This window comes from Nocardioides soli (assembly GCF_014191495.1).
Taxonomy (GTDB): Bacteria; Actinomycetota; Actinomycetes; order Propionibacteriales; family Nocardioidaceae; genus Nocardioides; species Nocardioides soli.
The window spans coordinates 801,120-823,768 of the sequence record NZ_JACHWR010000003.1 but is presented as its reverse complement, the minus strand read 5'-3'; the positions used below and the strand labels follow the sequence as shown (position 1 = coordinate 823,768).

Genomic DNA, 22,649 nt, shown 5'->3' with positions numbered 1-22,649 from the left:
CGTCAGCAGATCACCGTGAGCGCGCCGGGCACACACTCGACGGTGAGCGGGAGCGCGCCGAAGCGCTCGCCGTCGGCGTACGACACGATGCCGGGTGCTGCCACCGTGACCGAGTGGACGCGGTGGTGCTCGTAGGCGGGGTGGGTGACGTGGGTGCCCTTGAAGAGCTTCGGGTATGTGCGGACCAGGCCGGTCTTGCTCATCGGCTTGATGACGACCACGTCGAGCAGCCCGTCGTCGAGGAGGGCGCCCTCGGTGATCCGGAGCCCGCCGCCGAACGACGGGCCGTTGCCGACGGCGACCAGCATCGCCTCCAGGTGGTGGCTCTCACCGTCGAGGTCGAGCGTGTACGGGATCGGCTCGAAGACGCGGAGCTCGGCCAGCGTCGCGATGTTGTAGCGCATCTGGCCCCGCGGCCAGGTCATCCGGTTGGCGCGCTCGTTGACGATCGCGTCGAAGCCCGCGGCGAGCACGGTCAGGAAGTATCGATCGCCGCTGCGGGCCAGGTCGATCCGGCGGGGTGCACCGGCCAGCAGCCGCTCGGTGGCGGCGCGAGGGTCCTTGCGCGGCAGGTCGAAGTAGCGGGCCACGTCGTTGCCGGTGCCCGCCGGGATCAGGCCGAGCGCCGTGGAGGTGCCGGCGGTGGCCTGGACGCCGAGGTGCACCATGCCGTCGCCGCCGACCACGACCAGCGTCTCCACGCCGTCGGCGACGCACTGGTGGGCCAGGTCGAGCGCCTCGGCCGGGTCGCGACCCTGCAGCGTGCGCGGGGTGATGCCGGCCTCCCGGAGCCGCTGCAGCGCGGCGTCGCGGGCCTTTGCGCCGCGCCCCCTGCCGGCCGTGGGGTTGGTGAGGAGCGCGATGTCGCGGGTGCCGGTCACGGCCGAACAGTAGACGACGCAGGGCCGCTCAGCGAGGCGTTCGGCCCACGTCACCGATGCGCAGGCGCACGGAGTAGCGCTCCGCGGAGGCACCGACCGCGCGGGCGAGCCGGCCCACCGCATCGAGCACCAGGTCGGCCGAGAACGACGTGCCCGGCACCGCGAGCGTCATCCGGTCGCCGCGCTCGATGAGGTGCACCTCGCCGTGCCGCCAGGCCTGGTGCGCCAGGCGACGCAGCCGGTCGGACGCGACCGGGGCCGGGTACGCCTCGTCGACCGCGAGCAGGTCGCACGGGAGCGGGTCCTGGCCGTCGGCCGCGAGCTCGCCGGGTACGGCGTACCCGGTGCGCAGCCCGGCGCGCGCCGACCACGTCACGTCCGCGATGCCGAGCCAGTCGGGCAGGTCGAACGGGTCGACCGCGGTCTCGTCGTCCGTCACAGGGGCGATGCCTCGTCGGGCGAGAGGTCCTTGAACGGCCGCCGCTCGGCCTTGCGGCGGTCGTGGACGCGGGCCATCACCTCGGACACGAAGTAGAGGAGCACCATCGGCACCGCCATGAACGTCATCGTGAACGGGTCCGTCGACGGGGTGGCGACCGCGGCGAAGACGAAGATGCCGACGATGATCCAGGGGCGGTAGCGGGCCAGGGTCTTGCCCTTGACCACACCGGCCCGGTTGAGCATCACCACGAAGACCGGGATCTCGAAGGCGAGGCCGAAGACCAGCAGGGTGCGGGTGAAGAACTGGAGGTACTCGTTGAAGTCCACCAGGTTGGTGATCGGGTCGGGGTTCAGCCCGATCAGCACCTCGAGCCCCTTGGGCAGGGTGAGGAAGCCCAGGACCACCCCGATGAAGAACAGGGGCACGGCCACGGCCATGAAGATCCGCGTCCAGCGCCGCTCGCTGGGGTGCAGGCCGGGGAGGATGAACGCCCAGATCTGGTAGAGCCAGACCGGTGAGGTGACCAGCAGCGCCGTGAACCCGCAGAGCTTGAGGTAGAGCATCAGGCCGCCGCCGGCGCCGCTGGTGGTCGCCAGGCTGGTGCCCTCCGGCAGCTTCGCCACGGCGTCCTCGTAGGGGCCGTAGACGAAGTCGAACAGCGGGTCGAAGAAGAACAGCGCGACCACGAAGACGACGACGAGGGTCAGGAAGACCCTCAGGATCCGGGCACGCAACTCCCGGAAATGGTCGGAGAGTGCCATCCGACCGTCTTCTCCGACCGGATGGACCGGCTTGGTGGAGAGGAACAGGAGCAGACCTCGGAACGCCACGGGGGTGCTGTGGGTTCGAGGTCAGCCGTTGTTCTTGTCGGCCTGCCGGTCCTCGGCCTGGGGCTGCTCGGGTGTGGTCGGCGGCAGCTCGCTCGCCGGCTTGGTCGGCGGCGTCGGCTCGTCATCGTCGTCGTCGCGCAGACCCTTGGTCTCGGCCTTGAAGATCCGCAGGGCCTGGCCGGTGCCGCGCGCGAGATCGGGGAGCTTGGCGGCACCGAAGACGAGCACCACGATTGCCAGGATGACGAGCCACTCGGCTCCCTGGGGCATTCCGATCATGGGGTTGAGCATCGTGACCTCATCTGTTGGTGGGTAGCGGCTCCATCGTACGCCCCGCCGCTCGGCCGGACGGGGTGGCCGACGGTCATCCGTACAGGTCGAGCGCCTCGCGCGCGGCGGCGGCGTACGACTCGGCGTACGCAGCCGGCGCGATCACCCGGGCATGGGGCGCGAGCCGCAGCAGCAGGCGCTGCAGCCAGCGCTCGTTGGCGATGACGAGGTCGACCTCGAGCCGGCCCCCGCGGCGCGGCCGGACGTCCTCGACCGGGTAGTACTCGACCACCCACCGCGCGGCCGGGTCGAGCTCGAGGGTCGCGAGCGTCGTCTCGGGCGACCGGGGGAAGAGGCCCGTGTCGGTCAGGTCGCGGGGCGGCTCGGGGTCGGAGACGATCTCGCTCTCCAGCACGTGGGCCGCCTCGACCCGGTCCAGCCGGAAGAGGCGAGGTGCGTCGGCACTGTGGCACCACGCGTCGAGGTAGGTCGAGCCGTGGGCCGTCACGATGCCGCGAGGGTCGACCACGCGTTCGGAGAGCTCGTCGCGGGAGGGCACGTAGTAGCGCAGCCGGACCTGCCGTCGGGCGCCGCTCGCGCGGCGCAGGTCGGCCTCGAGCCGGACCAGGTCGGCGCCGCCGGGGATCTCCCCGGGATCGATCTGGTGGGCGCCGGAGCCGTGGGCGGCGGCGGCCTCGAGCTTCGCGAGCGCGCGGTCCACCACCTCACGGGTGTCGTCGCCCGCGCTGCCGCGCAGGGCACGCAGCGCGACGATGATCGCGGTGGCCTCCGTCGGGGACAGCCGGAGCGGGCGCGCCAGGTAGTCGGCGTTGGTCACCCGGATCACGCCGTCGCCCTCCGGCTCCTCGAGCGCGTCGAGGTCGACGTCGATGAGATCGTCCGGATAGCCCCCCGGCAGCCCGCACATGAGCAGCACCTTGAGGTCGGCGAGCACCTGCTCGGCGGGGACGCCGAGGGCCGCCGCGGCGTCCTCGAGCCGGACCTTGCCCCGGGCGTGCAGGAACGGGACCAGGGTCAGCAGCCGGGCCACCTGGTCCTTCGCGCCCGCCGGCTGGGTGCTCACGAGTCCCTCCCCACGACGGCACGCAGCCGCTCGATCACGATGGTGCGCACCTCGTCGGGTGACTCGACGTAGACGTCGGCGCCGTACCCGAGCAGCTGCTCGGCCACCTCGGAGCCGCTGCGCGCCAGCCGGACCCGGTCCCAGGCGGTCCGGCGGTCCGGACCGGCGACGTCGGTCTCGACGGCGACGGCGTCGCGGCGCAGCGGTCCGCCCGCGTCGCGACGCACCAGGACCACGGTCTCCCCCGCGGGCGGCGGTGGGGCCAGCCGCATCGCGGTGGCCCGTACGTCCGTCCCGGGCGGTACGTCGTACGAGCCCGGCGCCCCGGCGCGGCGCGCCTCCCCCTGGACCCGCGACAGGCGGAAGACCCGCTCCTGGCCGCGGTCGGTGTCGAGGCCGACGACGTACCAGCGGCCGGAGTAGCGGACGACACCCCACGGCTGGAGGTGCCGCGTGGTGGTCCGGGTCGCACCGGAGCGGCGGTACTCGAACTCGACCGGCGTGCGCTCCTGGGTGGCCTCCCAGAACACGTCGAACGACGGCTCCTCCGCCGAGAGCCGCGGCTCCGCGATGTCGAGGGCCGACTCGTCGACTTCCACCCCGAAGGCCGCGAGCTTGCGCACCGCCTCCGTCGTGGCGTCGGCCAGCCGGGCGTGCTGCCAGACCCGGGTGGCGAGGCCGATCACCGCCGCCTCGTCGGGCGTCAGCGCGATGTCGGGTAGCGAGAGCTCGTCGGGCCGGACCCGGTAGCCGGGCTCGTCGTCGAAGTAGGCGTCGATGCTGCCGACCTCGATCGGGACCCCGAGGCTGCGCAGCTCCTCCTTGTCCCGCTCGAACATCTTCTCGAAGGCGTCGTCCGACATGCCCGGGTAGAGGATCTCCCGGATCCGGTCCTTCGAGACGAAGTGGCGCTGGACCAGCAGCATGATCAGGAGGTTGAGCAGACGCTCGCTCTTCCTGCCCGTCGTCCCGCTCATGCTGCCGATCCTTCCCGACGGGTCAGGACGCCGCCAGGATGTCGACCACGAAGTACAGCGTGTCGGTGCCCTTGATGCCGGCGTCCGGGTTGCCGTCCTTGCCGTAGCCCCAGGCCGGCGGCAGCGCGATGATCATCCGGCTGCCGACCTTGGCGCCGACCAGGGTCTTGTCCCAGCCGGAGACGACCTGACCGACGCCGATGGCGAAGGACGCCGGGGCGCTGCTGTAGCTCTCGTCGAAGGGCTTCTTGCCGCCGTAGACCTGGCCGAGGTAGTTGACCGTGATCGTCTGGCCCTTCTTGACCACGTCGCCCTCGCCCTGGATCAGGGTCGCCGACTGGAGCTTGCGGTCGGGCTCGGGCGCCTTGGAGAAGTCGAGACCGGTGACCTTGTCGCCCTCGGTGATCAGGCCGGGCGCCCACGACGGCGCCGGCTGCTCCTTGCCCTCCGGGCCGTCGAGGACGACCTGCTTGTCCATGAGGTCGACGATCAGCAGCACGGTGTCCTTGTTGCCGATGCCCATCTGCGCGTTGCCGGCCTCGCCGAAGGCGTCGGCGGCGGTGGCGGTGACGGCGATGCGCGAGCCGATGGTCCGGTCGATGATGGCGTCCTTGAACACCGGGCTCAGGTCGTTGCTGGCCTGGACCGACTCCGGCTGCTTCTGGTCGTACGTCGAGTACGCCTTCTCCTGCGTGGTGCCGTTGCCGATCCAGATGTGGGCCGAGACCTGGTCGCCCTCGGCCACCTTCTCGCCGTCGCCCTCGGTGACGACCTCGGTGGCGGTCTTGTCGACCTTGAGCTCGCCGTCCCACTCGACCTCGGGCTCCTTGCCGACGTCGCCGGTGATCGTGATGCCGTGCAGGGCATCGGTCGAGCCGGAGCCGCTGTCGGAGCCGTCGTCGTCGCCGCAGGCGACCAGCGTGGTGGCCAGGAGGAGCGGCAGGACGATGGCCGGGAGCCGTCGCAGACGTCGTGACACGGGATCAACCTTCGGTTCGGATGCAGAGGACATGCTGAGACTCCAGCCCGGACACCCTAGCGGCCGACCCTGAAGGCAACCTGACCGCGCTCACATCCCGTCGATCAGGCGCTGCACCCGCTCGTCGTGCGCGCGGAACGGGTCCTTGCACAGCACGGTGCGCTGGGCCTGGTCGTTGAGCTTCAGGTGTACCCAGTCGACGGTGAAGTCGCGGCGGCGCTCCTGGGCCCGGCGGATGAACTCGCCACGCAGCCGGGCGCGGGTGTTCTGCGGCGGCACCGACTTGGCCTCGAAGATCTTCAGGTCGCTGGTCACCCGCGCCACCATGCCCCGCTTCTCCAGCAGGTAGTAGAGGCCGCGGCCGCGGTGGATGTCGTGGTAGGCGAGGTCGAGCTGGGCGATGCGGGGGTGGCCGAGCGGCAGGCCGTGCTTCGCGCGGTAGCGCTCGATCAGTTTCCACTTGATGACCCAGTCGATCTCGCGGTCGACCAGACCGAGGTCGTCGGACTCCACCGCCTTGAGGCCGCGCTCCCACAGGTCGAGGGCCTGCTCGATCACCGGGGTGCTGATCCCCCGGCGGTCGACGAAGTCGCGTGCCTTCGAGAGGTACTCCTGCTGGATGTCGAGCGCACTGGCCTCGCGGCCGTTCGCGAGCCGCACCTTGCGGGTGCCGGTGACGTCGTGGGAGATCTCGCGGATCGCGCGGATCGGGTTCTCCATCGTGAGGTCGCGCATCACCACGCCCTCCTCGATCATCCGCAGCACCAGGTCGCAGCTGGCCACCTTGAGCATCGTGGTGGTCTCGCTCATGTTGCTGTCGCCGACGATCACGTGCAGGCGCCGGTACTTCTCCGCGTCGGCGTGCGGCTCGTCGCGGGTGTTGATGATCGGCCGGCTGCGCGTGGTGGCGCTGCTGACGCCCTCCCAGATGTGCTCGGCGCGCTGGGAGACCGAGTACGAGGCGCCGCGCGGCGTCTGGGTGATCTTGCCGGCCCCGACGACGATCTGCCGGGTCACCAGGAACGGGATGAGGACGTCGGCCAGCCGGGAGAACTCCCCGGCCCGGCTGACGAGGTAGTTCTCGTGGCAGCCGTAGGAGTTGCCGGCCGAGTCGGTGTTGTTCTTGAACAGGTAGATCTCGCCCGCGATGCCCTCGTCGTGCAGCCGCTGCTCGGCGTCCAGGAGGAGGCCCTCCAGGACCCGCTCCCCCGCCTTGTCGTGGGTGACCAGGTCGACGACGTCGTCGCACTCGGGCGTGGCGTACTCCGGGTGGCTGCCCACGTCGAGGTAGAGCCGGGCGCCGTTGCGGAGGAAGACGTTGCTGCTGCGCCCCCAGCTGACGACCTTGCGGAACAGGTAGCGCGCGACCTCGTCGGGGCTCAGCCGCCGCTGCCCCTTGAACGTGCACGTGACGCCGTACTCGTTCTCGATCCCGAAGATCCGCCTGTCCACGGTTGCAGCCTAGGCGCACCGAGGTTGGAACCGGGTCACTTCGGGCCCGACGAGTCGTCGGAGCGGGCCCGGAGGCCGGGGCGGCCGCCGGTCAGGAGACCGGCGGTGCCACCGGCGGGCCGTCGTCACCGGTGTCGGCGGCTGGCGCCCCCGTCTGGTCCGTCGGCTGCTCGGCGGGCTCGGCCGTCGGCACCGGCGTCCGGTCGCCGAGCAGCTCCGCGAGCCGGGCCGGGCGGAGCCGGGAGAACTTCCGGGGCTGCGAGCGGGTGCGGTCGAGGACGGCGATCTCGAGGTCGCCCGCCTCGATGACCCGGTGCTCGGCCTCGTTGTGGCCCAGCGCCTCGACGGCGAGCCGGAGCGCGTCGGCGAGGGAGGCGCCCTCGGCGTACCGCTCCTCGAGGTAGCCGCCCACCACGTCGGCGGCGCCGCCCATGACGGCGAAGCCGTGCTCGTCGGCCACCTGGCCGTCGTAGGTGAGCCGGTAGAGCTGGTCGTCGGCCGCGCTGTCGCCGATCTCGGCGACGAAGAGCTCGACCTCGTAGGGCTTCTCGCCACCGCTGGAGAAGATCGTGCCGAGCGTCTGGGCGTAGGCGTTGGCCAGGCCGCGCCCGGTCACGTCGCGGCGGTCGTAGGCGTACCCGCGCATGTCGGCGAGGCGGACGCCGGCGATCCGCAGGTTCTCGAACTCGTTGTAGCGGCCGACCGCGGCGAACGCGATCCGGTCGTAGATCTCGGAGACCTTGTGCAGCGCCTGGGAGGGGTTCTCGGTCGCGAACAGCACGCCGTCGGCGTACTGCACCGCCACCACCGAGCGTCCCCGGGCGATGCCCTTGCGGGCGAAGTCGGCCCGGTCCTTCATCAGCTGCTCGGGCGAGACGTAGAACGGCATGCTCATGCCTGGCCACCCTCCATCAGCGGGGCCGCGGGGCCGTCGGGCCGGGTCATCCGGCCGGCGATCACCTGGTCGGCGACCGCGGCCACGGCCGAGTCGGCCAGCCGGCGCCCGCCGTCGGCGGTGATCACCTGGACGACGGGGAAGATCCGCCGGGTCAGGTCGGGCCCACCGGTGGCCGAGTCGTCGTCGGCCGCGTCGTACAGCGCCTGGACCACCGCCGTGACGCACCCGGTCTCGTCGAAGTCGTCGCGGTAGAGCTTCTTCAGCGAGCCGCGCGCGAACAGCGAGCCCGAGCCCACCGAGTGGAAGGCGGTCTCCTCGTAGCGTCCCCCGGTGACGTCGTAGCTGAAGATCCGGCCCTGGTCGGTGGTGAGGTCGTAGCCGGCGAAGAGGGGTACGACGGCGAGACCCTGCATCGCCATGCCCAGGTTGCCGCGGATCAGCGCCGCGAGGCGGTTGGCCTTGCCGTCCATCGAGAGCGTGGTGCCCTCGATCTTCTCGTAGTGCTCCAGCTCGACCTGGAAGAGCCGCACCATCTCGACGGCGATCCCGGCGGTGCCCGCGATGCCGACGGCGGAGAACTCGTCGGCCGGAAAGACCTTCTCGATGTCGCGCTGGGCGATGATGTTGCCCATCGTCGCGCGCCGGTCACCGGCCATCACGACGCCGCCGGCGAAGGTCGCCGCGACGATCGTGGTGCCGTGCGGGGCCAGTTCCCCGGCGTGGCCCGGTGCCTGCCCCTGGGGCACCGCCCGGCGCCCCGGCAGCAGGTCGGGCGCCTGCTCGGCGAGGAAGTCGGCGAACGACGTGGTGCCCGGCTGCAGGAAGGCGGCCGGGAGACGAGGACTGCTCATGCACGTACTCGCTTCGCTCCGTGCGCGCATGAGGCACGGAGGGCGCGGCATTGGATGGTGAGCTCGCTTCGCTCGCCCACTCCTACTCCCCGCCCTTCTGGATGAAGGACTTCACGAAGTCCTCGGCATTCGTCTCGAGCACGTCGTCGATCTCGTCGAGGATGTCGTCAACCTCGTCGTCGAGAGCCTCCTTGCGCTCGGCGACGTCGGTCTCGGGCGCGGTCTCGACGGCCGCCTCGGACTCCGACGAGCGGCGCGGCTGCTTCTGCTCCTGTGCCATACCACCACCCTATCCAGTCAGCGGTACCCGGTCAGCGACGCGGCGGCGCGTCGAGACACCGGGATCCGGGAAGCCGGCCCGTGAGCCTCGGGAGGTGCCTCAGGAGGTGAGCGCGGTGAACAGCGCCTCGGCGGTCTCGCTGCGGTCGAGCAGCTCTCCGACGTGGGCCTTGCTGCCACGCAGCGGGTCGATGGTCGGCACCCGCTGCAGCGACTCGCGGCCCGGAAGGTCGAAGATCACCGAGTCCCACGAGGCGGCGGCGACGTGCTCGGCGTACTTCTCCAGGCAGCGACCCCGGAAGTAGGCCCGGGTGTCCTCCGGCGGGTCGTGCATGGCGCGCTCGATGACGGTGTCCTCGAGCAGCCGCGTCATCCGGCCTCCGGCGACCAGCCGGTGGTAGAGCCCCTTCTCGGGACGGATGTCGGAGTACTGGAGGTCGATCAGCTGCAGCTTGGCGTCGTCCCACTCCAGCCCGTCACGCTGGCGGTACTGCTCGAGCAGCCGCAGCTTGGCCACCCAGTCGAGCTCGCCGGCCAGCGACATGGGGTCGCGCTCGAGGCGGTCGAGCACCGACTCCCAGCGCGCGAGGATGTCGACGGTCTGCGCGTCGGCGTCCGTGCCGTAGCGGTCCTCGACGTACTTGCGAGCCAGGTCGAGGTACTCCAGCTGGAGCTGGACGCCGGTGAGCTCGCGCCCGTCGACCAGGCGCACCCGGTGCTGCAGCGAGGCGTCGTGGGAGATCGCCCGCAGGCCGGCGACCGGGGCGTCGACGGTCAGGTCGGTGGTGATGAACCGGTCCTCGATCATCGCCAGCACCAGCGCGGTGGTGCCGACCTTGAGGTACGTCGAGATCTCGGCCAGGTTCGCGTCGCCGATGATCACGTGGAGACGGCGGTACTTCTCCGGGTCGGCGTGCGGCTCGTCGCGGGTGTTGATGATCGGCCGCTTCAGGGTGGTCTCGAGGCCGACCTCGACCTCGAAGAAGTCCGCGCGCTGGCTGATCTGGAACCCGTCGCCCCGGCCGTCCTGGCCGATCCCGACCCGGCCGGCACCGCACACCACCTGGCGGCTGACGAAGAACGGCGTCAGGTGCCGCACGATGTCGCCGAACGGCGTCGAGCGGCGCATCAGGTAGTTCTCATGGGCGCCGTAGGAGGCGCCCTTGTTGTCGGTGTTGTTCTTGTAGAGCACGATCGGCGGTCCGCCCGGCAGCTGCCCGGCCCGCCGGGAGGCGTCGAGCATCACCAGCTCGCCCGCCTTGTCCCAGGTGACCGCGTCGAGCGGCGTGGTCACCTCGGGCGTGGAGTACTCCGGGTGGGCGTGGTCGACGTACAGGCGGGCGCCGTTGGTGAGGATGACGTTGGCCAGCCCCATGTCCTCGTCGGTGAGCTGGCTCGGGTCGGCGACCTGCCGCGACATGTCGAAGCCGCGGGCGTCGCGCAGCGGCGACTCCTCCTCGAAGTCCCACCGGGCGCGGCGCGCCCGCAGGGTCGCGGACGCGTAGGCGTTGACGATCTGCGAGGAGGCGACCATCGGGTTGGCCAGCGGCTGGCCCTGCACGGCGATGCCGTACTCCACCTCGGTCCCCATCACCCGTCGCACGCTCATGCGCGCACTCGCTTCGCTCCGTGCGCGCATGAGGCACAGCACACGCTGTCCTGGATGACTCGCTCGCTGCGCTCGCTCATGACTCGAGCGTACGCGAGCCGCAGAGGCCGTAGGCTCCGGAGCATGGGCTGGTGGACCGAGCATGTCGTCCCGCGCCTGGCGGACCGTTCGCTCTCGACCGGGCCGGTGATGCGGCTGCGTGGGGAGGCGGTCACGGGGCTCGGTGGCCGGGTGCTGGAGATCGGCTTCGGGAGCGGGCGCAACGCGGCGCTCTACCCCGAGGCGGTCGAGAGCGTGGACGCGGTCGAGCCGTCGGACGTCGGCTGGCGGATGTCCGAGCGGGCCCGCGCCGCCTGCCCGGTACCGGTCGCCAGGGTCGGTCTCGACGGACAGCGTCTCGAGGCCGAGGACGCGTCGTACGACGCCGTGCTGTCGACGTTCACGCTGTGCACCATCCCCGACGTCGCCCGGGCGCTCGCGGAGGTGCGCCGGGTGCTGCGCCCCGGCGGCAGCCTGCACTTCCTGGAGCACGGGCGCTCCCCCGACCCCCAGGTCGCCTCCTGGCAGCGGCGGCTGGACCCGGTCCAACGGCGGGTCGCGGGCGGCTGTCATCTCAGCCGCGACGTCCCGGCGCTGGTCGAGGCGGCGGGTCTGACACCGGCCACCCTGGCGGCCGCCTACCTGCCCGGGCCGGCGGCCGGCCGACCCTGGACCTACGTCTACCGCGGGCGGGCCGTAGGTTCGACCCGATGAGCAGGACGGAGACGGACGGGGCCGGGAGGCCGCCGAGAGTGCTGCGCGGCCGCGGCGAGCTCGCCCGGCTCCGCGACGAGAACGCCGCGCTGCGCCGCCGGCTGGCCGCACTCGAAGGTCGCACCGACCTCGGGTACCTCTTCGTGCTCACCTACGGGCGCTCCGGCTCCACCCTGCTGCAGGGCGTCCTGAACTCGATCCCCGGCTACCTGATCCGCGGCGAGAACCGGCAGATGATGCGCCTCCTCTACGACTACCACCGCACCGGCATGGAGGCACGGCGGGTGCAGCGCAAGGTGATGCGCCGGCTGACCGGCACGAAGACGCCGACGGACCCGACCCGGCCCTTCTTCGGCATGGACGGCTACCCGAGCAAGCGGTCGATCGCCGGCTTCCGCCGCCTGGCGCTGGACACCATCCTGCGGCCGGAGGAGGACACCCGGGTCATCGGGTTCAAGGAGATCCGGTGGACCAAGGAGGACCTCGGCGACTTCGTCGCCTGGCTGCGTCAGGTCTTCCCCGACGCCCGGTTCGTCGTGAACACGCGCAACCACGACGACGTCTCGAAGAGCATGTGGTGGGCCGACGACCCGACCGCCCCGGAGCGGCTCGAGCGCGCCGAGGCGAGGCTGCTCGCCACGGCCGCCGACCTGGGCGACGCGGCGTACCACGTCAGGTACGACGACTACGTCGCCGACCCGGCCGCGCTGGCGCCGTTCTTCGCCTGGCTCGGGGAGCCCTTCGACGAGGAGCAGGTGCGCGCCGTCCTCGCGGTGCGGCACTCACGCTGAGCCCGCGACGGTTGAGGTGCGCCGGAGCGAGGAACGAGCGCAGGAGCCTCGAAACCTGCGGTGGTTGAGGTGCTCCGGAGCGAGGAACGAGCGCAGGAGCCTCGAAACCCGGTGAGCCGAGAAGCAGCCTCGGTCCGCGGTGGTCTCGAGGCTCGGCACTGGCGCGCCTCGCCCCTCGACCATCGTGGTCGCGTGCGGTCTACAGGTACTGACCGGTGTTCGCGACCGTGTCGATGGACCGGCCCGGCTCGGTGCCCTGCTTGCCGGTGATGAGCGTGCGGATGAAGACGATCCGCTCGCCCTTCTTGCCGGAGATCCGGGCCCAGTCGTCGGGGTTCGTGGTGTTCGGCAGGTCCTCGTTCTCCTTGAACTCGTCCACGCACGCCTGGAGCAGGTGGGAGACCCGCAGACCGTACTGCTCGTGGTCGAGGAAGTCCTTGATCGCCATCTTCTTGGCCCGGTCGACGATGTTCTGGATCATCGCGCCGGAGTTGAAGTCCTTGAAGTACAGGACCTCCTTGTCGCCGTTGGCGTAGGTGACCTCGAGGAAGCGGTTCTCCTCGGTCTCGGTGTACATCCGCTCCACGGTTGCGCGGATCATGCCCGCGACGGTCGCGTCCCGGTCGCCGCCGAACTCCGCGATGTCGTCGGCGTGCAGCGGCAGGCTGGTGGTGAGGTACTTGCTGAAGATGTCGCGCGCCGACTCGGCGTCGGGCCGTTCGATCTTGATCTTCACGTCGAGCCGGCCGGGTCGCAGGATCGCGGGGTCGATCATGTCCTCGCGGTTGGAGGCGCCGATGACCAGCACGTTCTCGAGCAGCTCGACGCCGTCGATCTCGCTGAGCAGCTGCGGGACGATGGTGTTCTCGACGTCGGAGGACACGCCGGAGCCGCGGGTGCGGAACAGGGAGTCCATCTCGTCGAAGAACACGATGACCGGCGTGCCGGTGCTCGCCTTCTCGCGCGCCCGCTGGAAGACCAGGCGGATGTGCCGCTCGGTCTCGCCGACGTACTTGTTGAGCAGCTCGGGGCCCTTGATGTTGAGGAAGTAGGACTTGCCCTCCTGGCCGGTCTTGGCGGCGACCTTCTTCGCGAGCGAGTTGGCGACCGCCTTCGCGATCAGCGTCTTGCCGCAGCCGGGCGGGCCGTAGAGGAGCACGCCCTTGGGCGGCTTGAGCTGGTGCTCCTTGAACAGCTCGGGGTAGAGGTAGGGCAGCTCCACGGCGTCCTGGATCTGCTCGATCTGGCCCGCCAGTCCGCCGATCGACTCGTAGGCGATGTCGGGGACCTCCTCGAGGATGAGCTCCTCGACCTCCGACTTGGGGACCTTCTCGTAGACGTAGCCGGAGCGCGAGTCGAGCAGCAGCGAGTCGCCGGCGCGGATCGTCTCCCCGCACAGCGGCTCGGCCAGGCGCACGACGCGCTCCTCGTCGGCGTTCGCGATGACCAGGGCCCGGTCGCCGTCGGCGAGCAGCTCCTTGAACATCACGACCTCGCCGACCTGCTCGAACTCGAGCGCGCCCACGACGTTCAGGGCCTCGTTGAGCATGACCTCCTGGCCGCGCTGGAGACCGTCGAGGTCGACACTGGGGCTCACGTTGACGCGGAGCTTGCGTCCGCCGGTGAACACGTCGATCGAGTCGTCCTCGTTGCGCGAGAGGAAGGTGCCGAACCCGGCGGGCGGCTGCGCCAGCCGGTCGACCTCCTCCTTGAGCTTCATGATCTGCTCCCGCGCCTCGCGCAGGGTCTGGGCCAGCCGCTCGTTCTGGGCGGTCAGGCCGGCCAGCGAGCGCTGCGCGTCGGCGAGCCGGAGCTCGAGACCGCGCGAGCCGGAGGGACTCTCCCGGAGCCGGAACCTGAGGTCCGTGACCTCCGCCTCCAGGAGCCGCACCTGCTCGGTCAGCTCTTCGGGGCTACGGCCCCCCGGGCTGGGCACGCCTTCCGATGATGTCGACATCAGCGCCACCTCCTGTGTCCTCGACACTACCCAAGGGAACAGGGGACAAGCCGGTTCATTTCGCGGAGTTGATCACGATTTGGACGCGACCCGGTCACCGGGCCGTCACCCGGCGCTACTCCGGCCTCACTCGGCAGGCTCGACGGGGATCCCGGCGGGGCGCGGGCCCGTGTAGTCCGGCCCGTAGGCGCCCGGTGCCGGACGGCGCTTCTTCATCGGGGCCCGCTGCCCGGGGGCCATCCGGCGCGCGGTGACCAGGAACGCCGTGTGCCCGATCATCTTGTGGCCGGGCCGGACCGCGAGACCCTCGACGTGCCAGTCGCGGACCAGCGACTCCCACGCCTGCGGCTCGGTGAAGCCGCCGTGCACCCTGACGGTCTCGACGAACCTCGAGAGCTGCGTGGTGGTGGCGACGTACGCGCAGACGATGCCACCGGGCCACAGCGCGTCGGCGGCGGCGTCGAGGCACTCCCAGGGCGCGAGCATGTCGAGGATGATCCGGTCCGCGCGCTCCTCCGACGCCGGCAGCGCCTCGGCGAGGTCGCCGAGCGTGAGCCGCCAGGCGGGGTGGGTCTCGCCCTCGGGCGCGCCGAAGAACTGGCCGACGTTGCGGCGGGCCACGTCGGCGAACTCCTCGCGACGCTCGTACGACGACACCCGGCCGTACGGTCCGACGGCCCTCAGCAGCGAGCAGGTGAGCGCGCCCGACCCGACCCCCGCCTCGACGACGTGCGCGCCGGGGAAGATGTCCGCGAGAGCGACGATCTGGGCGGCGTCCTTGGGGTAGACGACCGCGGCGCCGCGGGGCATCGAGACCACGAACTCGGAGAGCAGCGGCCGGAACACGAGGTACTCCCCGCCGGCCGAGGAGGTGACGCTGAAGCCCTCCTCACGCCCGATCAGCTCGTCGTGGTCGAAGTGCCCGCGGTTGGAGAAGAAGCGCTTGCCCGGCTCGAGGCAGATGTTGTGCCGGCGCCCCTTGCTGTCGGTGAGGCGCACCCACTCGCCCGCGCGGAGCGGCCCGCGGTGCACGCCGGACCAGGCCTCGGGCGCGACGTCGGGCGCGGTCTGTCGAGCGGGCTGCGGATCGGGTCTGTCGGACATCCTCGGAACCCTAGTGGCCATCAGCGGCCGGCCTCGCGGAAGGCCCGGTCGACGTCGACGGTCACCAGCACTCCGCAGATCGAGCCGTCCTCCTCCACCAGCAGGTACTCGGCGGCCGGGTGCCGGCTGATCGCGGTGACCAGGTCCTCGCCGGCGATCGTGGCCGGCAGCCGCAGTCCGTCGTCGAGGGTCCGCGCCACGGTCGAGGTCGCGACCCAGGGCCGGCGATCCTCGGGGGTGGCGTTGAGCGCGGCCTCGCTCACGATGCCGACCGGGTGGCCGTCCGAGGTGACCGTGACCAGGCTCCCCGCCTGGGCCTCCTGCGCGCGGCGTACGGCCTCGGCGAGCGGCAGGTCACCGGGGACGGCGAGCGTGCGCCGGGCGAGCTGCCGGCCCACCAGTCGCGGGAGCCGGCTGCGGAGGCGGGCGGCCGACATCGCGGCGGTGGCGCCCGACCACAGGAACGCCGCGACGATCAGCGCCAGCGCGAAGTCGAGGATGGTGGGAGGGGTTCCGGTGAGCTGCTCCTGGAAGACCGGCCAGAGCAGGGCCGCGGCCGCGGTCGCGCGCCCGGTCCAGCCCGCGACGATCGTGCCGCGGTGGGCGTTGCCGGAGACCTGCCAGACCAGCGACTTCAGCACGCGCCCCCCGTCGAGAGGCAGTCCGGGCACCAGGTTGAGCAGTCCGACCAGCAGGTTGGCGCCCGCCAGGCCCTCGACGGCCACCAGCAGCAGCCCCTCGGGGGTGACGAACCACAGCCCGACCGCGACGATGCCGACCGCCAGTGAGGTCAGCGGGCCGACCACGGCGATCAGGAACTCCTGCCGGGGTTTGCGGGCCTCCCCCTCGATCGACGTCATGCCGCCGAGGAAGTGCAGGGTGATCGGCCCGACCGGGAACCCGAGGCGCTTGGCGACGATGGCGTGCGAGGCCTCGTGGAGCAGTACCGACAGGTACAGGATCACCGCGAACGCGAGCCCCGCGACGTACTTCCAGGCGCCGAGGCCGGGCTCGGAGGCCTCGATGCGCGGCGCGACGATGATCGCGATCAGGCCCGCGACCAGGAACCACGAGGACGAGACGAGGACGTCGCTTCCGGCGACGGTGCCGATCCTGATGGTGCCCGGTGGCCGGGGACGGGGAGGCGAGTCGGGCACGTCTCCGAGGCTATCCGACCGGTCCTCCGCTCCCCCGCGTCGCCCGGGGCCCGGCACTGTCCGTGCGCCCGTCTAGGGTGAGCGCGTGGGTGTGGAGCAGGAGTCGCCGGCGACCCGGATCTCGACCCCGGTCGACGGCGTCGACGTCCTCGGGGCACTGTCCCCGAGCCGCGCGGGCGACTTCATGACATGCCCGCTCCTCTACCGCTTCCGCACCATCGACAGGCTCCCCGAGCCCTTCTCCCCCGACGCGGTCCGCGGGACCGTCATCCACAAGGTGCTCGAGGACCTCTTCGACCTGCCCGCCACCGACCGGACGCCCGAGCGGGCCGACGACATGCTCGAGCCCGCCTGGGAGGCGCTCGTCGAGCAGGAGCCGACGCTCCACGAGATGTTCGAGGGCGCCGAGGGGCGTGAGATCACGTCCTGGCTCGCGGCGTGCCGGAAGGTGCTGGCCCGCTACTTCACGCTCGAGGACCCGCGCCGACTCGAGCCGGCCGAGCGCGAGCTGTACGTCGAGACGCTGCTCGAGTCGAAGCTGCTGCTGCGCGGCTTCGTCGACCGCCTCGACGTAGCGCCCGACGGCTCGATCAGAGTGGTGGACTACAAGAGCGGGTCGAGTCCGAGCGAGATGTTCGAGGGCAGGGCGCTCTTCCAGATGAAGTTCTACGCGCTGGTCATCTGGCGCACCCGCGGCATCGTGCCCGCCATGCTCCAGCTCGTCTACCTCGGCAACGGCGAGATCCTCCGCTACGTCCCCGACGAGGCCGACCTGCGCGCCACCGAGCGCAAGGTCGAGGCGGTCTGGCACGCGATCCGGCGCGCCGAGGAGTCCGGCGACTGGCGGCCCAGTCCCAGCCGCCTGTGCTCGTGGTGCGCCCACCAGGCCATCTGCCCGGCCTACGGCGGCACCCCACCCCCGCTGCCCGAGCGCGACCCGCTCGTCGACGACGAGGTCGGGTCGCCCGGCTGACGCCGGCCCGGTGGTTGACGTGTGTGAGAGCGCTCGCGCCTGAGCTTCACGGTGGTTGAGGAAGGCGCGCAGGCGCCTGGGCGGTATCGGTGGTTGAGGAAGGCGCGCTAGCGCCTGGGCGGTACCGGTGGTTGAGGAAGGCGCGCTAGCGCCTGTCTCGAAACCACCATCCGGGGCGGTGGCTGTCGGGACTGGGCCGGACTGGGTCGGGGTGGGTCGGGGTGGGTGCGTGGGTTTCGAGACGGTTGCTAGCGCAACCTCCTCAACCACCGTTCTCGGGGCCACGGTGGTTGAGGAAGGCGCGCTGGCGCCTGTCTCGAAACCACCATCCGGGGCGGTGGCTGTCGGGACTGGGCCGGACTGGGTCGGGGTGGGTCGGGGTGGGTGCGTGGGTTTCGAGACGGTTGCTAGCGCAACCTCCTCAACCACCGTTCTCGGGGGCGCGGTGGTTGAGGAAGGCGCGCTGGCGCCTGTCTCGAAACCACCATCCGGGGCGGTGGCTGTCGGGACTGGGTCGGGGTGGGTGCGTGGGTTTCGAGACGGTTGCTAGCGCAACCTCCTCAACCACCGTTCTCGGGGGCGCGGTGGTTGAGGAAGGCGCGCTGGCGCCTGTCTCGAAACCACCGAGACGGCTGCTAGCGCAACCTCCTCAACCACCGTTCTCGGGGGCGCGGTGGTTGAGGAAGGCGCGCTGGCGCCTGTCTCGAAACCACCGAGACGGCTGCTAGCGCAACCTCCTCAACCACCGTCGTCGGGGGCGCGGTGGTTGAGGAAGGCGCGCTGGCGCCTGTCTCGAAACCACCGAGACGGTTGCTAGCGCAACCTCCTCAACCACCGTCGTCGGTTCAGCGGTCGAACTCGGCCCAGACGCCGTCGAGGTCGATGCCCTCCAGGGTCTCGGCGAAGACCCGACGTTCGCTGGGCAGCACGGGGACATGGTTCTCGACCACCAGGACCAGGCAGCCCGCGCTCTCGGCCGACTTGGCGCCGGTGTTGGAGTCCTCGATCGCCAGGCAGTGGCCGGCGGCGACGCCGAGGGCGGCCGCAGCGGTCAGGTAGGGCTCGGGATGCGGCTTGCCGAACTCGACCTGGTCGCCGGTGACGATCACCCGAAAAGTCTCGGCCGGGAGCCCGCTCAGGATCGGCGCGACGAGGCGCTCATAGGACATCGTCACCAATGCGCACGGCGTGCCCGCGTCCGCGAGGCTGGCCAGCAGGTCGACGGCACCGGGTCGCCACGGCACCGAGTCCTGGACCCGGGCCACGACGCCGTCGAGGAGCTCCTCCACGATCTGCTCGGGTGGTACGTCGATGCCGAAGACATCGACGATGTAGCGGCCCGAGTCCAGCAGGCCGTTGCCGACCAGGTTCAGCGCGTGCGCCTTGCTCCACGTGCCGCCGTACTTGGCGGCGAGCTCGAACTCGGTCTCGATCCAGTAGGGCTCGGTGTCGACCAGCGTGCCGTCCATGTCCCACAGGACGGCGTACGGACTCCTCCGGCGCTCAGTCATCGGGGTCGTAGCCGAGGTTGGCCGAGAGCCAGCGCTCCGCCTCGGGCATCGTCCAGCCCTTGCGCTCGGCGTAGTCGGCGACCTGGTCGCGACCGAGTCGGCCGACCACGAAGTACTGCGACTGCGGGTGGGAGAAGTACCAGCCCGACACCGCGGCGCCCGGCCACATCGCCATCGACTCGGTCAGCTCGATGCCGGTGTTCGCGTGGACGTCGAGCAGCCGCCACAGCGTCTGCTTCTCGGTGTGCTCAGGACAGGCGGGATAGCCGGGGGCCGGTCGGACGCCGCGGTACTTCTCGGCGATCAGGTCCTCGTTCGCGAGGGTCTCGCCGGAGTCGTAGCCCCAGAACTCGGTGCGCACCCGCTGGTGCAGCCGCTCCGCGAACGCCTCGGCGAGCCGGTCGGCCAGCGCCTCGAGCAGGATCGCGGAGTAGTCGTCGAGCTCCTCCTTGAACTTCATGATCCGCTCCACCGAGCCCAGGCCGGCGGTGACCGCGAACGCGCCGACGTGGTCGGCCAGGCCGGTCTCCTTCGGCGCGACGAAGTCGCTGAGCGCCCGGTTGGGCACGCCCGCGCGGTGCTCGCCCTGCTGGCGCAGGTGGTGGAGGGTCTCGCGGACCTCGGCGCGCGCGTCGTCGGCGTACAGCTCGATGTCGTCGCCCACGGCGTTCGCCGGGAACAGGCCGAACACCGCATTCGCGGTGAGCCACTTCTCCTCGACGACGCGGTCGAGCATCGCCTGCGCGTCGTCGTAGAGCTTGCGCGCCGTCTCCCCCGTCTGCGGGTTGTTGAGGATGTCGGGGAACTTCCCCTTCATCTCCCAGGCGTTGAAGAACGGCTGCCAGTCGATGAACTCGCGCAGCTCGCCCAGGTCGTACGCCGACAGCACGTGGACGCCCGGCTGGGCCGGAGCCGGCGGGACGTAGCCGTCCCAGTCGACCGGGGTGCGGTTCTCGCGGGCCCCCTCGACGCTGAGCAGGGGCCGGTCGTGCTTGGCGGCGTGCCGGGCGCGCAGCGCGTCGTAGTCCTCCTGGATCGTGGCCAGCAGGGCGGGGCGCTGCTTGTCGTCCAGGAGCGCCGCAGCGGTGGGCACCGAGCGCGACGCGTCCTTGACCCAGACCACCGGCCCGTCGTACTTCTTGTCGACCTTCACCGCCGTGTGCGCGCGCGAGGTGGTCGCGCCCCCGATGAGCAGCGGGATGTCGAGCCCCTGGCGCTGCATCTCGGCCGCGAAGTTGACCATCTCGTCGAGCGACGGGGTGATCAGCCCGGACAGGCCGATCATGTCCGCCTCGTGCTCGGCCGCGGCGTCGAGGATCTTCTGCGCCGGCACCATGACCCCGAGGTCGATGACCTCGTAGTTGTTGCACTGCAGGACGACCCCGACGATGTTCTTGCCGATGTCGTGGACGTCGCCCTTGACCGTGGCCATCACGATCGTGCCGTTGGTGTCCTTCGCGGTCGCGAACTCGGGGTTGTCGAGCTTCTCCTGCTCGATGAACGGGATCAGGTAGGCGACCGCCTTCTTCATCACCCGGGCGGACTTCACGACCTGCGGCAGGAACATCTTGCCGGCGCCGAACAGGTCGCCGACGACGTTCATGCCGTCCATCAGCGGGCCCTCGATCACCTCGATCGGGCGCCCCCCGCGTGCGGCGATCTCGAGCCGCAGCTCCTCGGTGTCGACCTCGGCGTAGGCGTCGATGCCCTTGACCAGGGCGTGGGTGATCCGCTCGGCGACGGGGAGCGAGCGCCACTCGTCGGCGGCGGCCTCGGCCTCGTCACCGGCCTTGTTGTAGCTCTCCGCGATCTCGAGCAGTCGCTCCGCGGCGTCGGGGCGCCGGTTGAGTACGACGTCCTCGATCCGCTCGCGCAGCTCGGGCTCCACCTCGTCGTAGACGGCCAGCGCGCCGGCGTTGACGATGCCCATGTCGAGGCCCGCCGCGATCGCGTGGTACAGGAAGACCGCGTGGATCGCCTCGCGGACCGGGTTGTTGCCGCGGAAGGAGAAGCTCACGTTGGAGATGCCACCGGAGACCTTGGCGCCCGGCAGGTTCTGCTTGATCCACCGGGTGGCCTCGATGAAGTCCACGCCGTACGACGCGTGCTCCTCGATGCCGGTGGCGACCGCGAACACGTTCGGGTCGAAGATGATGTCGTCGGGCGCGAACCCGACCTCGTCGACGAGGATCCGGTAGGCGCGCTCGCAGATCGTGGTCCGGCGCTGGAGGTTGTCGGCCTGCCCGTCCTCGTCGAAGGCCATCACGACCGCCGCGGCGCCGTACTTGCGGCAGAGGCGGGCCTGCTCGCGGAACTTCTCCTCGCCCTCCTTCATGGAGATCGAGTTCACGATCGGCTTGCCCTGGATGTTCTTCAGGCCGGCCTCGATGACCTCCCACTTGGAGGAGTCGACCATCACCGGGACCCGGCTGATGTCGGGCTCGCTGGCGATCAGCTTGGTGAAGCGGTCCATCGCCGCGACGCCGTCGATCATGCCCTCGTCCATGTTGACGTCGATGACCTGGGCGCCGTTCTCGACCTGCTGCGCCGCGACGGAGAGCGCGGTGTCGTAGTCGCCGGCCTTGATCAGGTTGCGGAACCGCGCGGACCCGGTGATGTTGGTGCGCTCGCCGACGTTGACGAAGAGGCTGTCGTCGGTGATCGTCAGCGGCTCGAGGCCGGACAGGCGCATGCCGGGCGACAGCTCGACGGGGGTACGACGCTGCTTGCCCCGGACCGCGTCGGCGATCGCCGCGATGTGGTCCGGGGTGGTGCCGCAGCAGCCGCCGACGATGTTGACGAAGCCGCTCTCGGCGAACTCAGCGATGACGGCCGAGGTCTCCTCGGGCGCCTCGTCGTACTCGCCGAACGCGTTGGGCAGACCCGCGTTGGGGTAGCAGGACACGAACGAGTCGGCAATCCGGGCCAGCTCCGCGATGTAGGGGCGCATCTCCTTCGCGCCGAGGGCGCAGTTGAGGCCGACCGCGAGCGGGCGGACGTGGCGCACGGAGTCCCAGAACGCCTCGGTGACCTGACCGGAGAGGGTGCGGCCGGAGGCGTCGGTGATGGTGCCGGAGACGATCACCGGCCAGCGGCGTCCGTGCTCCTCGAAGAGCGACTCGACCGCGAAGATGGCGGCCTTGGCGTTGAGCGTGTCGAAGATCGTCTCGATCACCAGCAGGTCGACGCCGCCGTCGACGAGGCCGCGCGCCGCGTCGAGGTACGCCGCGACGAGGCCGTCGAAGGAGACGTTGCGGGCGCCGGGGTCGTTGACGTCGGGCGAGATCGACGCCGTGCGGGTGGTCGGGCCGAGCGCCCCGGCGACGTACCGCGGCCACTGCGGGGTCGCCACCGCGTCGGCCTCGCCGCGCGCGAGCCGAGCCGCCTCGAGGTTGAGCTCGTAGGCGAGCTCCGCCATGCCGTAGTCGCCCAGCGAGATCGCGTTGGCGTTGAAGGTGTTGGTCTCGATGATGTCCGCACCGGCGTCGAGGTACTCGCGGTGGATGCCCGCGATGATCTCGGGCTGGGTCAGCGTGAGCAGGTCGTTGTTGCCGATCAGGTCGGAGGGCCAGTCGGCGAAGCGCTCGCCGCGGTAGCCCGCCTCGTCCGGGCGGTCGCGCTGGATCGCGGTGCCCATCGCTCCGTCCAGCACGAGCATCCGCGACTCGAGGGCGCGGGTGAGCTCCTCGGTGGCGTCGGGCCGGAGGTGGGGCGACGGGGTCTGCCCTGATGGCACGAGTTCTCCTCTCGGGCCGCCAGCGGGGACGGCCAGGATCCAGCCTAGGAACCTCGTCCACCTCGTGGACAGGCTTCCCAGATCGTGACACCGGGCCCGGAGGCAGCAGAAATCC

General features: G+C 71.0%; 20 protein-coding genes. 3 read left to right on the top strand and 17 right to left on the bottom strand.

Features of this window, described 5'->3' with window-relative positions; all coding sequences use genetic code 11:
- Nucleotides 1–2 precede the first annotated feature (2 nt).
- The 12 genes from FHU40_RS22680 to dop form a co-directional block, all read right to left on the bottom strand.
- A complete protein-coding gene (locus FHU40_RS22680) occupies nt 3–881 on the bottom strand; it encodes a diacylglycerol/lipid kinase family protein (RefSeq protein ID WP_252274461.1) in 879 nt (292 codons plus the stop codon).
- Between the two features lie 28 nt (nt 882–909).
- Nucleotides 910–1,320, bottom strand: coding sequence for a hypothetical protein (locus FHU40_RS22675; RefSeq protein WP_183594706.1), 411 nt, complete (start codon nt 1,318–1,320; stop codon nt 910–912).
- Complete coding sequence (tatC, locus tag FHU40_RS22670; protein WP_183594705.1) at nt 1,317–2,084, bottom strand: twin-arginine translocase subunit TatC; 768 nt, start codon at nt 2,082–2,084, stop codon at nt 1,317–1,319. Before tatC ends, FHU40_RS22675 begins: the two co-directional genes overlap by 4 nt.
- Before the next feature lie 90 nt (nt 2,085–2,174).
- A complete protein-coding gene (gene tatA, locus FHU40_RS22665) occupies nt 2,175–2,432 on the bottom strand; it encodes a Sec-independent protein translocase subunit TatA (RefSeq protein ID WP_246391256.1) in 258 nt (85 codons plus the stop codon).
- An 85-nt stretch (nt 2,433–2,517) separates the two neighbouring features.
- Nucleotides 2,518–3,507, bottom strand: a complete 990-nt coding sequence (locus FHU40_RS29735) for a WYL domain-containing protein (RefSeq protein ID WP_183594704.1) — start codon at nt 3,505–3,507, stop codon at nt 2,518–2,520.
- Nucleotides 3,504–4,484, bottom strand: a complete 981-nt coding sequence (locus tag FHU40_RS22655) for a helix-turn-helix transcriptional regulator (RefSeq protein WP_183594703.1) — start codon at nt 4,482–4,484, stop codon at nt 3,504–3,506. Before FHU40_RS22655 ends, FHU40_RS29735 begins: the two co-directional genes overlap by 4 nt.
- A 22-nt stretch (nt 4,485–4,506) precedes the next feature.
- Nucleotides 4,507–5,463 carry an FKBP-type peptidyl-prolyl cis-trans isomerase gene (locus tag FHU40_RS29730; RefSeq protein ID WP_183594702.1) on the bottom strand — a complete coding sequence of 319 codons (957 nt, stop codon included), beginning with the start codon at nt 5,461–5,463 and terminating at the stop codon, nt 4,507–4,509.
- A 90-nt stretch (nt 5,464–5,553) separates the two neighbouring features.
- A complete protein-coding gene (pafA, locus tag FHU40_RS22645; protein WP_183594701.1) occupies nt 5,554–6,915 on the bottom strand; it encodes a Pup--protein ligase in 1,362 nt (453 codons plus the stop codon).
- Nucleotides 6,916–7,006: 91 nt separating this feature from the next.
- Nucleotides 7,007–7,810, bottom strand: coding sequence for a proteasome subunit alpha (gene prcA, locus FHU40_RS22640; protein ID WP_183594700.1), 804 nt, complete (start codon nt 7,808–7,810; stop codon nt 7,007–7,009).
- Nucleotides 7,807–8,664 carry a proteasome subunit beta gene (gene prcB, locus FHU40_RS22635; RefSeq protein ID WP_183594699.1) on the bottom strand — a complete coding sequence of 286 codons (858 nt, stop codon included), beginning with the start codon at nt 8,662–8,664 and terminating at the stop codon, nt 7,807–7,809. The genes prcA and prcB overlap by 4 nt, the downstream gene beginning before the upstream one ends.
- Before the next feature lie 82 nt (nt 8,665–8,746).
- A complete protein-coding gene (locus FHU40_RS22630; RefSeq protein ID WP_183594698.1) occupies nt 8,747–8,944 on the bottom strand; it encodes a ubiquitin-like protein Pup in 198 nt (65 codons plus the stop codon).
- A gap of 99 nt (nt 8,945–9,043) precedes the next feature.
- Nucleotides 9,044–10,552, bottom strand: a complete 1,509-nt coding sequence (gene dop / locus FHU40_RS22625; RefSeq protein WP_183594697.1) for a depupylase/deamidase Dop — start codon at nt 10,550–10,552, stop codon at nt 9,044–9,046.
- A 123-nt stretch (nt 10,553–10,675) separates the two neighbouring features.
- Between dop and FHU40_RS22620 the strand changes: the two genes are divergently transcribed.
- Nucleotides 10,676–11,305 carry a class I SAM-dependent methyltransferase gene (locus FHU40_RS22620; protein WP_183594696.1) on the top strand — a complete coding sequence of 210 codons (630 nt, stop codon included), beginning with the start codon at nt 10,676–10,678 and terminating at the stop codon, nt 11,303–11,305.
- Nucleotides 11,302–12,096 (top strand): sulfotransferase, encoded by a 795-nt coding sequence (locus tag FHU40_RS22615; protein WP_183594695.1) that lies wholly within the window; start codon nt 11,302–11,304, stop codon nt 12,094–12,096. Before FHU40_RS22620 ends, FHU40_RS22615 begins: the two co-directional genes overlap by 4 nt.
- A 199-nt stretch (nt 12,097–12,295) precedes the next feature.
- On the opposite strand, the gene arc is transcribed toward FHU40_RS22615, so the two are convergent.
- The 3 genes from arc to FHU40_RS22600 form a co-directional block, all read right to left on the bottom strand.
- Nucleotides 12,296–14,053 carry a proteasome ATPase gene (gene arc / locus FHU40_RS22610; RefSeq protein ID WP_183594694.1) on the bottom strand — a complete coding sequence of 586 codons (1,758 nt, stop codon included), beginning with the start codon at nt 14,051–14,053 and terminating at the stop codon, nt 12,296–12,298.
- A 126-nt stretch (nt 14,054–14,179) separates the two neighbouring features.
- Nucleotides 14,180–15,157, bottom strand: coding sequence for a tRNA (adenine-N1)-methyltransferase (locus FHU40_RS22605; protein ID WP_221200108.1), 978 nt, complete (start codon nt 15,155–15,157; stop codon nt 14,180–14,182).
- A gap of 20 nt (nt 15,158–15,177) precedes the next feature.
- On the bottom strand, nt 15,178–16,314 hold the full coding sequence (locus FHU40_RS22600) for a site-2 protease family protein (RefSeq protein WP_183594693.1): 1,137 nt from the start codon (nt 16,312–16,314) through the stop codon (nt 15,178–15,180).
- 91 nt (nt 16,315–16,405) lie between these two features.
- Between FHU40_RS22600 and FHU40_RS22595 the strand changes: the two genes are divergently transcribed.
- Nucleotides 16,406–17,287, top strand: coding sequence for a RecB family exonuclease (locus FHU40_RS22595; RefSeq protein WP_183594823.1), 882 nt, complete (start codon nt 16,406–16,408; stop codon nt 17,285–17,287).
- 845 nt (nt 17,288–18,132) lie between these two features.
- On the opposite strand, the gene FHU40_RS22590 is transcribed toward FHU40_RS22595, so the two are convergent.
- Both FHU40_RS22590 and metH read right to left on the bottom strand, forming a co-directional pair.
- Nucleotides 18,133–18,798 (bottom strand): HAD family hydrolase, encoded by a 666-nt coding sequence (locus tag FHU40_RS22590; RefSeq protein WP_183594692.1) that lies wholly within the window; start codon nt 18,796–18,798, stop codon nt 18,133–18,135.
- Entirely contained in the window at nt 18,791–22,456 is a 3,666-nt protein-coding gene (gene metH, locus FHU40_RS22585; protein ID WP_183594822.1) for a methionine synthase, read from the bottom strand. Before metH ends, FHU40_RS22590 begins: the two co-directional genes overlap by 8 nt.
- Nucleotides 22,457–22,649 lie beyond the last annotated feature (193 nt).

What these genes read in the sequence shown, in the direction of transcription:
- tatC (WP_183594705.1), bottom strand. Translation starts at nt 2,084, where the DNA reads ATGGCACTCTCCGACCATTTCCGGGAGTTGCGTGCCCGGATCCTGAGG.
- tatA (WP_246391256.1), bottom strand. Translation starts at nt 2,432, where the DNA reads ATGATCGGAATGCCCCAGGGAGCCGAGTGGCTCGTCATCCTGGCAATC.
- FHU40_RS22655 (WP_183594703.1), bottom strand. Translation starts at nt 4,484, where the DNA reads ATGAGCGGGACGACGGGCAGGAAGAGCGAGCGTCTGCTCAACCTCCTG.
- prcA (WP_183594700.1), bottom strand. Translation starts at nt 7,810, where the DNA reads ATGAGCATGCCGTTCTACGTCTCGCCCGAGCAGCTGATGAAGGACCGG.
- prcB (WP_183594699.1), bottom strand. Translation starts at nt 8,664, where the DNA reads ATGAGCAGTCCTCGTCTCCCGGCCGCCTTCCTGCAGCCGGGCACCACG.
- FHU40_RS22630 (WP_183594698.1), bottom strand. Translation starts at nt 8,944, where the DNA reads ATGGCACAGGAGCAGAAGCAGCCGCGCCGCTCGTCGGAGTCCGAGGCG.
- dop (WP_183594697.1), bottom strand. Translation starts at nt 10,552, where the DNA reads ATGAGCGTGCGACGGGTGATGGGGACCGAGGTGGAGTACGGCATCGCC.
- FHU40_RS22620 (WP_183594696.1), top strand. Translation starts at nt 10,676, where the DNA reads ATGGGCTGGTGGACCGAGCATGTCGTCCCGCGCCTGGCGGACCGTTCG.
- FHU40_RS22615 (WP_183594695.1), top strand. Translation starts at nt 11,302, where the DNA reads ATGAGCAGGACGGAGACGGACGGGGCCGGGAGGCCGCCGAGAGTGCTG.
- arc (WP_183594694.1), bottom strand. Translation starts at nt 14,053, where the DNA reads ATGTCGACATCATCGGAAGGCGTGCCCAGCCCGGGGGGCCGTAGCCCC.
- FHU40_RS22605 (WP_221200108.1), bottom strand. Translation starts at nt 15,157, where the DNA reads ATGTCCGACAGACCCGATCCGCAGCCCGCTCGACAGACCGCGCCCGAC.
- FHU40_RS22590 (WP_183594692.1), bottom strand. Translation starts at nt 18,798, where the DNA reads ATGACTGAGCGCCGGAGGAGTCCGTACGCCGTCCTGTGGGACATGGAC.
- metH (WP_183594822.1), bottom strand. Translation starts at nt 22,456, where the DNA reads ATGCTCGTGCTGGACGGAGCGATGGGCACCGCGATCCAGCGCGACCGC.